The 11,853-nt window shown below is 50.2% G+C and carries 9 protein-coding genes and 2 pseudogenes; 4 read left to right on the top strand and 7 right to left on the bottom strand.

What is annotated here, in order from left to right; all coding sequences use genetic code 11:
• Positions 1 to 57: 57 nt before the first annotated feature.
• The 3 genes from A6A26_RS01510 to A6A26_RS01500 form a co-directional block, all read right to left on the bottom strand.
• Positions 58 to 1,521: an SH3 domain-containing protein gene (locus A6A26_RS01510; RefSeq protein WP_063877159.1), complete on the bottom strand. Its 1,464-nt coding sequence runs from the start codon at positions 1,519 to 1,521 to the stop codon at positions 58 to 60.
• A gap of 24 nt (positions 1,522 to 1,545) precedes the next feature.
• Entirely contained in the window at positions 1,546 to 2,346 is an 801-nt protein-coding gene (locus A6A26_RS01505; protein ID WP_063877158.1) for a DUF1460 domain-containing protein, read from the bottom strand.
• A 197-nt stretch (positions 2,347 to 2,543) separates the two neighbouring features.
• Positions 2,544 to 3,664, bottom strand: a protein-coding gene (locus tag A6A26_RS01500; protein ID WP_156506623.1) for an IS3 family transposase whose coding sequence is annotated in 2 segments (ribosomal slippage) — positions 2,544 to 3,415 and positions 3,415 to 3,664 — 1,122 coding nt in all. Because the reading frame shifts where the segments join, the coding sequence is not laid out codon by codon here.
• Between the two features lie 298 nt (positions 3,665 to 3,962).
• On the opposite strand from A6A26_RS01500, the gene A6A26_RS01490 reads away from it, so the two are divergent.
• The 3 genes and pseudogenes from A6A26_RS01490 to A6A26_RS26225 all read left to right on the top strand — a co-directional run.
• Positions 3,963 to 4,370: a type II toxin-antitoxin system RelE/ParE family toxin gene (locus A6A26_RS01490; protein WP_156506622.1), complete on the top strand. Its 408-nt coding sequence runs from the start codon at positions 3,963 to 3,965 to the stop codon at positions 4,368 to 4,370.
• Positions 4,363 to 4,680, top strand: coding sequence for a helix-turn-helix domain-containing protein (locus tag A6A26_RS01485; protein WP_063877155.1), 318 nt, complete (start codon positions 4,363 to 4,365; stop codon positions 4,678 to 4,680). The genes A6A26_RS01490 and A6A26_RS01485 overlap by 8 nt, the downstream gene beginning before the upstream one ends.
• A gap of 190 nt (positions 4,681 to 4,870) precedes the next feature.
• Positions 4,871 to 4,960 (top strand): annotated as a pseudogene (locus A6A26_RS26225) (resolvase); the annotation flags it as partial.
• Positions 4,961 to 5,600: 640 nt separating this feature from the next.
• Here A6A26_RS26225 and A6A26_RS01480 read toward each other — a convergent pair.
• The 3 genes and pseudogenes from A6A26_RS01480 to repA form a co-directional block, all read right to left on the bottom strand.
• On the bottom strand, positions 5,601 to 5,921 hold the full coding sequence (locus A6A26_RS01480; RefSeq protein ID WP_063877154.1) for a hypothetical protein: 321 nt from the start codon (positions 5,919 to 5,921) through the stop codon (positions 5,601 to 5,603).
• Positions 5,918 to 6,624, bottom strand: a pseudogene (locus A6A26_RS01475) (AAA family ATPase). Before A6A26_RS01475 ends, A6A26_RS01480 begins: the two are co-directional and overlap by 4 nt.
• 1,057 nt (positions 6,625 to 7,681) lie before the next feature.
• Complete coding sequence (gene repA / locus A6A26_RS01465; RefSeq protein ID WP_063877153.1) at positions 7,682 to 8,701, bottom strand: plasmid replication initiator RepA; 1,020 nt, start codon at positions 8,699 to 8,701, stop codon at positions 7,682 to 7,684.
• 1,100 nt (positions 8,702 to 9,801) lie between these two features.
• On the opposite strand from repA, the gene A6A26_RS01455 reads away from it, so the two are divergent.
• Positions 9,802 to 10,791, top strand: coding sequence for a hypothetical protein (locus A6A26_RS01455; RefSeq protein ID WP_156506621.1), 990 nt, complete (start codon positions 9,802 to 9,804; stop codon positions 10,789 to 10,791).
• Positions 10,792 to 10,949: 158 nt separating this feature from the next.
• Here A6A26_RS01455 and A6A26_RS01450 read toward each other — a convergent pair whose 3' ends face one another.
• Positions 10,950 to 11,810 (bottom strand): DsbA family protein, encoded by an 861-nt coding sequence (locus tag A6A26_RS01450; RefSeq protein WP_063877151.1) that lies wholly within the window; start codon positions 11,808 to 11,810, stop codon positions 10,950 to 10,952.
• Positions 11,811 to 11,853 lie beyond the last annotated feature (43 nt).

Below are 11,853 nucleotides of genomic sequence, written 5' to 3'. Positions count from 1 at the left end.
TAAGTGACCGCCACGGCGGTCACCATAATATTCACTCAGCAGAGAAAATAGTTCCCGCTATTCAATAAAACCCATCTTAAACTGCGTCTTACCGGCCAGTGACACCAGACCCGGGTTCTCCGGATAAGAGGCAAGCAGGGGTAAAAAGACGGCACCGCCAATAATACTCCGGCTGTCGGAATCTGCCGGTCGTAGTCCCCATATATTCTGGTATGTCATCGGTACATTCTGTCCGTTAATTACCGTATTACCGGTATACAGCATGATATGCCCCGGAATATATACAAGCGTGGAGAACGGCCTGCCATGTTCAGTGAGATAACGAAGCCGTGCGCGGGTATTCTCCTGGCTGAGATCAACAATCCTGGCTACTGACTGTATCTGTGCCGCTGAGTTTCTGGGAAGAAATATCCCAAAGGGCATCATGAGGCTGCGCATTTCGGCAGAGCAGTCATTATAGAAGTTATAATTTCCCCAGCCATAGGGCCTGCCGCTCATCGACTTCATCAGTACAGCTATATTTCCGGGTGTCATTTCCCATGGCATGGCGACAAACTCATCTTTCTGAAGTCTGACCTGGCGAATCTGTGCGCGGCCATCGCTTTTACGCACGGGTACAGTAACGTCAAAAAAGCCGGGCTGTCTGTTCCTGAATGGCAGAATGGTTCCGGGACGTGCAGTAAAATAATACTGTCCTCCTTCATGGACGGAAACCGGTTCTTTAATAAATGCGCCCAGGTTTTTATCTGCCAGCGTCAGCCATTCGGTAACAAACTGCTGATCCACTGCTGCAATATCTTCGCTGCGCACCCACCCGGTGACTGTGGGGGATAAAGCGTATTTCCAGCGCCTGTCGCGGCTGGCCGCCAGCACGTAGACGGGGGTGCCGGGACGGACAGATGACATCTGTAAATTGTCAAAAGGGTAGCCCTGCCCGGCCTGACGGGGATCGTCATAAGCCGGATCGGCGGTCGGAAGAACCCTGACCAGCGTTTCCCTGACGGCAATTCCCCGTCCCGAAGGGCGATAAACATGGTCGACGCTGGTCGTCGCGTTATTCCTTACCTGCTGTTTCCAGCTGTCCGGGTGGATCCTGAAGTTCTCGCCCCAGGAAACACTTTGCTCCCCCAGATACTTCCTGATGCTGGCGTCGCGGGCGGCTTCAGTCCCTTTACTCAGGACTGATGCGACGTAATAAGGGTTCCAGGGAGACTTTTCGCCCGCCCCCATACCAAAATAACGGGATTTCAGGTCAGAAAAGTGGCGCTGCTGTGCCGCGGTATCCATAACGGGAACATGCCTGTCCGGGCCGGGAGGGAACCATTTATCAACGGACTGCGGGTAGTTTCCCAGCGGGAACAGCGATTTGGTCGGGTCGATATAGTCTGACGTCACATGGCCGGCAGTCGCCACGTCATTTAATCCCGGCCTGTGCGGAGCGGTGTGGCATGCCGCCGATAACAGCAGGGGAACCATCAGGCAAAGAGGCTTTATTCCTTCCGGTATCTGGATTCTTTTCATACAACAACTCCGGTAATGGGCGGGTCACTCAGCCCGCAGCACGACGATGCCCGGTTTCGCGCGCATGTATTCCAGAAACGGCGAATCCACCACTTTTCTGTTTGCTGCCAGTGAGGAGGCATTCCTGAACCACACCTGCCCGTCGTGGCGGACCACAATACCCACATGCGAAACGTCCAGCCCTTCAAGCGGAGAGTAGACGCCAACATAATCTCCGGTTTTCAGAAAGTCGAGCACCCGCTGACTGATGGCTTTTCCGGGAATGTAATTTATTTTACGGGAATGAATGCCCAGCCCCGGAATGTACTCCCCCCCGTCCGGTTTACGGTTAAGCTGTTTGTACGCAGTGGCATAGTCAGGGCTGATATCCGGCGTGACGTCCCGGGCATTGCATGGTGCGGTGGCAAACCAGTCAGAGAAGAAGTGCCGGCGGCTGAGGTAGTCAACGTTCCCTCCGGTGTAACGAACCTCTGCAAGATTATGCAGGAACGATTTCTTGTCATCGCTGCGCGTCAGGGCCTCGACGTAATCTGCTAGGGTAAAGCAGTCCACACCGTTGAAATTCACTACAAGCGCTTCGGGGGTAGTGGGACCGCCGATGAGCGTATCAGCCTGGTAAGGCGTACCAAGAAAAGCAGATGACACAAGGCTGATAATTTCCCCGTGTTCTTCTGCTGAAGAAGGGATGACATCCGAGCGGATAATCTGGTGTACTTTTTCTGCCGTAACGCTGTCCATGATAGTCTGATATTTTTCAGCGCCGGGTGCAGCACAGGCCGTCAGGTACGCTGACATAAGTAAAACCATCCATACTTTCACAATCATCCTCCTTAAAGATAAAAATCCTATGCGTATTTTTAAGGAAGATGATTGTAATAGATACATAAAAGTGCTATCGGTTGATTTCTGGTTGAAAAATCAGGAACCGGATGGTGCGTAATGTAAAGGCCATCACGCGACCTGACTCTCACTTCCGTGACAATCTAAGTTTGGTGACCTGCCCCCAGGATTAAATACAAAACTCAGTTAGTAATGTCGGATCCTTCACTCTCAGAATTACCCTTTCTCCAGCTCGCTGCAAATTCAGACGGCGCCTGATAATTCAGCGTGGAGTGCGGACGACATTCGTTATAATCCTGACGCCATTCGCTGATGGTTTTCCTGGCATGACTGACGTCGCTGAACCCGTGTTCATTCAGGCATTCATCGCGAAAGCGTCCGTTAAAACTCTCAATAAATCCGTTCTGTATCGGCCTGCCAGGCTGGATAAGTCGCAGCTCCACGCCATGCTCAAAGGCCCACTGCTCGAGCGCGCGGCAGGTAAACTCCGGGCCCTGATCGGTTCTTATCGTCGCAGGATATCCACGAAACAGCGCAATGCTGTCCAGAATACGCGTGACCTGCACGCCTGAAATCCCGAAGGCAAAAGTGACCGTCAGGCATTCCTTTGTGAAGTCATCGACGCAGGTAAGGCACTTGATCCTGCGACCAGTAGCCAGCGCATCCATGACGAAATCCATCGACCAGGTCATGTTGGGCGCCGCCGGGCGGAGCAGCGGCAGACGTTCTGTTGCAAGCCCTTTACGACGACGTCTGCGTTTAACGCCCAGTCCGTTCAGATGATAAAGGCGGTACACGCGCTTGTGATTAACCAGAAGCCCTTCACGGCGCAGTAACTGCCATATGCGGCGGTAGCCAAAACGCCTGCGCTCCAGTGCCAGTTCAGTAATGCGCCCTGATAAATGGGCATCAGCCGCCGGACGCTGAGCGTCATAGCGGCAGGTCGACAGGGACAAACCTGTGAGTCTGCAGGCACGACGTTGCGACAGACCGGTCGCATCACACATCAACACCACGAGTTCGCGCTTCTGGTCTGTCGTCAGTACTTTCGCCAAGGAGCCACCTGAAGCGCCTCCTTATCCGGCATGGCCCCGGCGAGCAGCTTCCTGAGTCTGGCGTTCTCTTCCTCAGGTGACTTCAGGCGCTTAACCTCAGGCACCTCCATGCCGCCATACTTCTTACGCCAGGTATAAAACGTGGCGTCGGAAATGGCGTGCTTACGGCAGAGTTCCCGGGCAGAAACGCCGGCTTCAGCCTCGCGGAGAATACTGATGATCTGTTCGTCGGAAAAACGCTTCTTCATGGGGATGTCCTCATGTGGCTTATGAAGACATTACTGACATCGCGGTGTATTAATCAACGGGGAGCAGGTCAATGCTCATTCCGATAGAGCATACACCGCTCGCCGCAGCCGAACGACCGAGCGTAGCGAGTTAGTGAGCGAGGAAGCGGAAGAGAACCATTGCTAAACCAGGAACCGGACACACTCGGCTTAAATTTTTGCTCTAAAAATCATTATATAGGAGGGGGTTCACCAGCGTTTGTATGCCATGCAACTTGCACAAACCCGTAATTAAGACTATAGTAATTCTTACGGCAATATGGAAGCATTGAGTGTCATGGGAATTTATTTAACACCTGAATTTGAGACAGAGCGGCACAAGGCCCGCATCAGCAATGCCATGTTGTGCAAAGCGGCTAAGGCTATTTTTTCTGGTCTGCCGGGTGATCCACTTGGAAAATTCACCTTTAAAAAGCGCCTCGGCTTGCCCGGAGTAGGAGCCAGAGATGGAGCACGATCAATAGTTTTTTTCAATGATGGCGACAACATCTTCTTTTTTGATATGTATCTGAAAAGTGAGCTTTCAAAAAAGAAAGGAAAAGAGCTTGAAGATGATGAAATTGATGCTTACTGCAATATCGCAAAAGATTTTATCTCAATGAGTCCGGCAACTATAAATAAGCTTCTGTCTGATAAAGAACTGATCGAGGTAAATTGTGATGACTGAACGTCTGAAACGCATTCAAGGTATGGCTGAACGCTATAACAAACTAGGCGTGGTAAAAGATGAAACCGTAGCTGCAATTGATGCAGCGGTCGCAGCCCGTAGTATCCCGGCGATCCGAGTTATGACCGGTAGCCAGATAAAGGAAGTCCGCACTCGCTACAACATGTCGCAAGCCGCATTGGCTATAACAACCGGCATGTCTGTAGAAAGCGTCTCCAAATGGGAGCGAAACGAAAGCAAACCGAATAAGGCTGCTCTGCGGATCATCAACATCATCGATGCCAAAGGGCCACAGGTGTTCATGGCATAGCGATGTCTATTTCATCAAAGAAAGCCGCTCAGCGGCTTTTTTATCACCCCGAACTTTCAGTCCGTTCGGGTAAGCTTGTTTCCAGTACTGTTAAAGTATCCCTATACCGAACTGGCAGAATCCGGTACTGTTTATCTACATGACATCAACCCTAACCAGACCGGTATCACTAAAGGACTCTAACAGTACCATGTCCATGTTTGTACGCGCCTACCTTCGGGCTTCAACCAGTGAGCAGGATGCTCAGCGTGCCCGCGATATGCTTGACCGCTTTGCTCAATGACAGCCGCCCTAGTGATGTTTTCCTAACCATGAACGTTCTGCTCAGACAGTATTACTGTTGAATGTGCGTAAAAAAAGAAGGTGCTATTGAAATGAAGTATGAATTATGGGATTATAATGGATGTGTGGTGCCGGGTATAGAGGTTAGGTGCTTTATGGAAAAACAAACCTAAAATGAATTACGAGAATTATGGCTGTTACATCATCGCTGTAACGACATTTATAATCGACATTCATGGGGCTCAGCACCACACAACCAATATAATCTCACCTTCGCTCAAAAAAATCAAACAAAATTTACACTGTTCTGGCGTGTTAAAGCGGCGCTTTATTTAGTTGTAGGAATCTCCAGATAAAGCTTTTCAGCCAGCGACGAAGGGATGTCCGGAGTCGCTGGGAAGCGCCTCAGAAATATTAGAAAACCCCCTTTGATTTCCCATCAACATACCAGCAAGTTTGTTTATAGGGGGCATCTCAGATACATGCAACCACATAGCCCTGGCTAACCGCCGGGGCTTTTGCGTTTTAGTGGGTCAGATTTCAGCCGCTGGAGGTGATCCACTGGCGACAATTACTGAACAGCAGTGTTTACACTGCTGTTCATGGCCAGGAAATTTTTAAAACGATGATTCATTTTCCTAACCACCAAGTTCCCGTCTCAAAGCTGCTAACGCACGTTTGAGAGTTTCACCTAATGGCTCATCGATCATATCAGCAACTCGATATAATTCATCTTTGGTATCTTGCTCCCCCTTAATGTTGATCTGTACATTACGTCCGGTTTTAAACCTCCGCTTAGAGCGTTCGACTGGGGGCGTCGGCGCTGTTGACAATCTAGCGACAAAACCGTGTTCGTAAGCTAATTCCTCAATCTCTGCGTTACTTTGCTTTGATTTCTGCTCTTTGGCTGATTTTGGCTCAAAATTCTTCAAGCTATCTAGCGGATCTACGCGGCTCATAATGTGACCTTGTCCTGTTGCTGTATTGCTTCCGGAGTAATTCTTGCTATCAGTTCACGGGTGAAAGCTTCTGCGTTTTCAATTGCCTTATCAACATTTGAAACTTCATCTCTGGGAAGAGATTCAAGTAGTTGACGGTAAGAGAACATCGCTTTAAAGGCGGCCCGTTCGTTCAGTTCAGTTTCAAAAAAAGGAATACCTCCGGCTTTGAAGCTCTTACGAATATGCCTCGTATCCCTACTTTGAATCGCCGCTGAAGTACGTGTGAACAAAACAGCATACGGTAGCCGGTAATCAGGTTTGTGCTTCTGGATACCACGCTCGTGTGCCCGTATTAACCCGAAAACTCTGCTAGCTTGTTCGGCATCAAGTTGTGAGCCTTGTGTAGGCACGACTACAAAGTCTGATTCAGCAATCGCATACGCGACTATGGTCGCTGCTGTCCCTTCCAAATCAACAATTACGAAAGGGGTTTTTGTCGCAGCTTCTGCGATCGTTTCACCAATAGTTTTATCCGTAACATCCGAGATAATTGTCATATTTTGAGGAGTGTCTCCTCCTTCAGACCAGGTTTTAATCGGATGGTTAGGGTCGGCATCAATAACGGTAACTGGTACACGCCGTGCGATTTGCATAGCTAAGGCTAAGGCAGAAGTTGTCTTCCCTGCCCCCCCTTTGGTGATACGAAAACAATGACCGGCATACATATACCCTCTATCTATAGGTTAGTACCACTTGGCACCAAAAGGGAATCCCAAAAAGAATCCTGTTTGAATTCTAAATAGAAAGCATCTGGAATTCAATAATAAATTCTAAGTTAGATTCATGAAGGAATTCCAATGGAATCCCTTCATGGTATCATGGTAGAAAACTGTCGAGCAGTGCGCAGTCAGTTATTTGAATGCCGCAAAGCGGCATGGAGGTGCCAGCCGATACTGAATATAGCTTTACTGTTGAATGGCACCGTGACCCGGCGCAGCCGGTTACAGTTCTGATAGGTTCTGCCAATCCATTCCTTCACCCTGCTAGACATAAGCCCGCTAAAAGCGATACAGAAGCTTTTGTGCGCTGTCGGAGTGGTCACGACAAGGCGAAGCCGCAGTCGGGGCGTATCTCCGCGTCAGCGGGCCGTAAGGGCCGCTTACGGGCGTGTTCACTGTACCCTGAAGCAACTCCACTCACAGCGATACCAAACCAATTAGTTACAACACCAATTAATCAGCCACTGCAGTTCCGGCCCGAAGGGCCGGGCGGCGGCGGCTGGTCAGTGGGGGCGATGGGTTTTCAGGTCCGGCTCCGGTCCCTGCCTGGAGGGGCACTCAGCGTGCAGAACTGCGCTGGCGCTGTTTACAGTGAATCAATGTATGCTGTAACTAAAATAATTGCGCTTTGGGGCCCGCTTCAGCGGGAGCTACTCCCATTCTGAGCGGCGCGGACGCTGCAAACGAAGGCCTTATCCACTTATCCACAGTGTTGAGGGTGACAGAGATCATTCCGGATTTATCCGGAAGACCTTAAAACAGTGTTTATGAATGTTTTGCAGATTATCCGATATCCGTTTGCTGCTTTCTGAAGTTATCCCGTTGCGGATTTTTGTGAATAAAAGGACGGCGACGGGCTTTTGCGCGTCCTGCCGGCGCATCAGCGACGTCACGGCCGCCATGAAACGGGAATTATGGCGATGACGCGGCCGGAGCCTGAAAAAAAACCACGACAAAAGCCCCGGTTAAGGGGCATGGTTGTATGTCGGGTTTTACGCGTCAGACGTGGGTGTCGTGTGCCTCAAACAGCTGCATCTGGAAGAGCTGCCGGATAGCCAGCTTCTCAAGACGGTCATCCGTGCAGTACAGCAACTCGCCTGCGGGCAGCGTTTTACGCAGGTGCTTCATCATCTCAAACACCTGCACGTCCCGTGGATGGTTGCTCAGCCGCTTGGCCCGCTTACGCATCGCGCCCTGCTGACGACGGTAGTTCAGCGACTCAACCCTCTTGCGGTCGTACCAGCGACGTCGGGCAGCCTGTGGCGAGATGTCTTCATCCTCACGCATCAGTCCTTCCGCTATCATCTGCCTGCGTTCCTCGCTCCTGCGCAGCGCCTTATCCTGCTCTTTTGCGAGTCTGGCCATGTCAGCGCCCAGCATCCGGAAACCGGCATCGGTTACCCAGACGTACTTCGGCAGCCACTGCCCGGACTCGCGGTCCCACATCTTTTCTTCCGACGCTGCGAGTACGCCATACCGGACCTGCTCGCTAATCAGGCGGGACATACGGCTCACCGTGACGGCCGTCTCCGGAATGACGTTGCCGTGTTCGTCTTTCGGACTGACCTCGTGAGCCAGCCGCGACGTGCACATGCCGACAGAATGTTTGCCCCTGTCGCAGAAACTGATCAGAACCGGCCAGGTGGTATCCAGCAGCCGGGCTTTTTCCGGTTTGAAATGGTTTTTACGGCCCGCCTTCTGGCGGTTCATCAGGTAATAAGGGTGCAGCGACATCCGCATGCGCAGCTCGCTGAGGCCGGTTTCCGGATCGGTTTTCACCAGGCGGTTGTAAAGGTAGCCGATCTGGCCACCCACCGGTTTGTAACGCGCCGGCCGGAACCACCGCGGATTTTCACATTTCGCCCGCGTGGAGTGTTCGCCCCTGACGCGGCGGGTTTTACGGGGTCCGGCAGGCACGAGAAACGAGGCCGTTTCACCGGCATCGACGCCCTGCCAGAAACGCACCTGTTCTTCGGTGCTGAGCTGACTCCAGTGCCGTGACGGTTTGCCCTGCTTCATGACAGCGCCGCCCTGGCAGACTGAGACCGTTCAGTTCTCTGGCCACAGGTATGTCGCCGGTCTTCACTGACCGCCTGACGTGTAAACAGGAAAGCCGGAAAAAAGACGCGGGGAAGCCCACCGTCATTAAAGCCGGTGTCACGCGCGAACAATACAGTTTTGATGTGAAGAGGCCTTTCCGACAAGTTCAGCCGGAAAACAGACTTCAGCAACGTAGCAGGAGCCAGGCCGCACCCGGTCGGGGGGCAAATGTCGGCAGCAGAAAGGTAACTGCTGCAACGTCTGGCTTCATCCGGGGTCGGGCAGTTTAACCCGATTAAAATCTGGTCATTCACTCTGTCCCGGACTTATGGCGGACAGAGGTTGTCTTATGAAATGCATGCGTTATAATCCTTCACAGGCCAGCGCCTGCTTTTAACCCCCCGATACTGTCAGCCCGCCAAAGTTGAGCAGTACCGGGGGGTTTTTGCATTCAGAATCCGGGCGCGCCGGATTCTGACCCTGGACGTTTTACGGATACGTCCCATCCGGATAGTCGGTGGCCCCCGCGGCCGCGCATGTTCGGTAACGGAGGTTTGTGCTCTCCTCTCCTGCAGACCGCCACAGCCCGCCGAAAAGGATCGTTACGATCGCGCCACACGATCGTCAGAAAATCATACCCTCAGAAAAATCTCAGATCCAGTATGAAATTAACCTTTGTTACGCTTTTCGACCTCGAAATTATCAGCTCACAGCACTCCTCCTTTATGACAATGTATAGGGACAGAGAGAGCAATCTTTGTGAAGTGGGAATGACATAACTCCAGATTTCAGCGAGAGTATGGCAAACAGAGGTTCTAATGCTCTGATGATTAATAGTTAACTCACCAAAAAGTTTTAAAGCTGCCTGTAAGCGAGACGATAAATATGAATGAGACGCGAACTTAACTATAACAACAAACTGGTACTGGTTGATTGCGGCTGTCAGCTTTTCCGGACTGCCAGCAATTTTTAAGGTCACAATAGCAACTTTACACAACTAGGATTATAACACACGTTACTATTTGGTCCCTTAGCATGACAATTTTCAATAACCTACTTCTGACGATGAAAGAAATAATATGAAAGACATGAAACCATTACACAGTTCCCTAATAATCCTTGATCTCTTCAAAAACAAGTTTGAACGAGACATGTACCTCATCGAATTTTCCGTAGATAACACTAAAAAATACGGAAAAAAATATCACGAACTATATAAATTTAACCGTGACTTAAAGCAATCCTTGTTTTTAAAACAGATTATCGACGTCTGTGCTTTCTTGGATGAAATTAATGCCTTTAGAAGTAATGCTAAAGGCAATGATAAATTAAAAGGCATATGTAATAAAATTAAACCAGCCATTAACAGAATAGAAGAAGTACAGGGTTTGAGAAAATATAGAAATGTATTGGCCGCCCATAATTTCAGGAGTGATAAGGACAAAGAAAACGTTGTTTTATTAAGTAATTATACTAAAAACCCTGACTCTCCAAATTCCACTTCTGAGCTTTTCTTTCTCAGTGCCTTATGCACCACTATAGTTGAAGCTATAAACGCAGACCTTGCAGATGAATTTGAGACAGCTAAAAAAGATTATTACTCTCGTTTAGTTGATGACAAGGATGATCCACTCAGAGGCACCCGGAGCTTACGAGAGGCGTATGACCTGGTTGATGTATATCGTATGAAATTGGGTCTGCAACCTAAGTTTTTTGCATTTGAAGTTGAAGAGTTCAATATGGCATTAAAAAAAATAGACTGGGGTATTATTCCGAAAGAATTTGAACTAAGTGAAGATAACTTCAATCATCACTGGTGTATAGTACTGGATATGTACTTGAGGATGAGAAACTATAAAGACATTGAAATTATATGTGGAAAAAAAGGAAGTTTTAGCGGTGGATGGCTGGAAGCCTATGGCCATGATATAGCCATTAGTGAAAGAGTTTACATCTTTAAACATGGGACGTTGGGTGCGGGTTTTCCTGAACCTACGGTTCTGGAAATGTTAAAAGATGAAGATTACAATATTGTTTATGGTGAAATAATGAGAAATGTAGCACCCTAAAGAAGAACGGCCTGAACTCACCTTTCCTTCTCCAGACTGTGTTAAAGACATCTTTTCAGCATGCCTTTTTAAAGACATGCTGTTTTGACATCATAGTTAATTGAAATTATTTATATATAAGGTTGTCGACCGACGATTTACTTGTAATAAAATCTTTATCATTTACCGCTGGCTTTTTTTATTGCCTGCTGCATCACCGCTTCGCTGACAACGCCCGGTATCACCGTGGTGTTTTCTTCCGTGGCATTTTCCACCGGCATGACGATAATGCCCGGCGTCCCCGTCAGGCCCAACATCTCAGCCAGCGCGTCGTTGTTCCGGATGACCGCGTCTGATTTACCGTCGTCTGCACCGCTTTTGTCCGTTATTCCGACGGCTTTTGCAGCCTCATCGATGTCGGCGGCGGTCAGCTTCCCTTCGTTATGCCCCGTGTAATAAATCCCGTTGTGGTAGGTCATGTAGGCCTGTGCACCCTGTCGCCGCCAGACGTCCAGCCCGCGACATGAGGCCAGCGTCGATTCCTGAAAACGCGGGGCGAATATCGTCCAGTCCCGGAACGCAAAGCGCACGTCGGGGTTTGCGGCCATCACGTTTTCAATTACGGGGGCCATCATGCTGCAGGCGATGCACTCGTAGTCGAAGAACTCCGTTACCAGCACCTTTGCATTTTTCGGCCCGGAGACGGGGATGTCATCCAGCTGCATCAGCAGCCGGTGGGCACCGACAGCGGCCTGCGTGTAAGCAGCCTGACGGCGGGCTTCCTGACGCGCCTGCAGCTTCTTGCTGACCTCAATCAGCACGTCCGGATGCGCGACCAGGTAGTCTGCCGCGATTTCACCGATGCGCGCCTGCTGGGCCGGCGTGAAGTCAGCAGCAGCCTGGCTTTCCGGCTTCGCCGTGCCGTTAATGGCAGTGGTTGCCGCTGTCTGGGGAGGAGGCGTTAATGCTTCTGCCGCCTGGACGGCATAGGATGCAGATATGGCCAGCATCACGGCGGCCAGCGTTACGTTTTTTTTCATAAGATTCCGTATGTCGCGCACCGCGACAGAGTGGTTTATTGAC

The organism is Pantoea sp. OXWO6B1 (genome assembly GCF_001641135.1).
GTDB classification, from domain to species: Bacteria; Pseudomonadota; Gammaproteobacteria; order Enterobacterales; family Enterobacteriaceae; genus Pantoea; species Pantoea allii.
Note: the sequence above shows the minus strand (reverse complement) of the source record. Positions and strands in the feature narration are given on the sequence as shown.

Excerpts from the sequence above, each read along its gene's own strand:
- A6A26_RS01510 (WP_063877159.1), bottom strand. The coding sequence starts at position 1,521 with ATGAAAAGAATCCAGATACCGGAAGGAATAAAGCCTCTTTGCCTGATG.
- A6A26_RS01505 (WP_063877158.1), bottom strand. The coding sequence starts at position 2,346 with ATGATTGTGAAAGTATGGATGGTTTTACTTATGTCAGCGTACCTGACG.
- A6A26_RS01490 (WP_156506622.1), top strand. The coding sequence starts at position 3,963 with ATGGAAGCATTGAGTGTCATGGGAATTTATTTAACACCTGAATTTGAG.
- A6A26_RS01485 (WP_063877155.1), top strand. The coding sequence starts at position 4,363 with ATGACTGAACGTCTGAAACGCATTCAAGGTATGGCTGAACGCTATAAC.
- A6A26_RS01480 (WP_063877154.1), bottom strand. The coding sequence starts at position 5,921 with ATGAGCCGCGTAGATCCGCTAGATAGCTTGAAGAATTTTGAGCCAAAA.
- repA (WP_063877153.1), bottom strand. The coding sequence starts at position 8,701 with ATGAAGCAGGGCAAACCGTCACGGCACTGGAGTCAGCTCAGCACCGAA.
- A6A26_RS01455 (WP_156506621.1), top strand. The coding sequence starts at position 9,802 with ATGAAAGACATGAAACCATTACACAGTTCCCTAATAATCCTTGATCTC.
- A6A26_RS01450 (WP_063877151.1), bottom strand. The coding sequence starts at position 11,810 with ATGAAAAAAAACGTAACGCTGGCCGCCGTGATGCTGGCCATATCTGCA.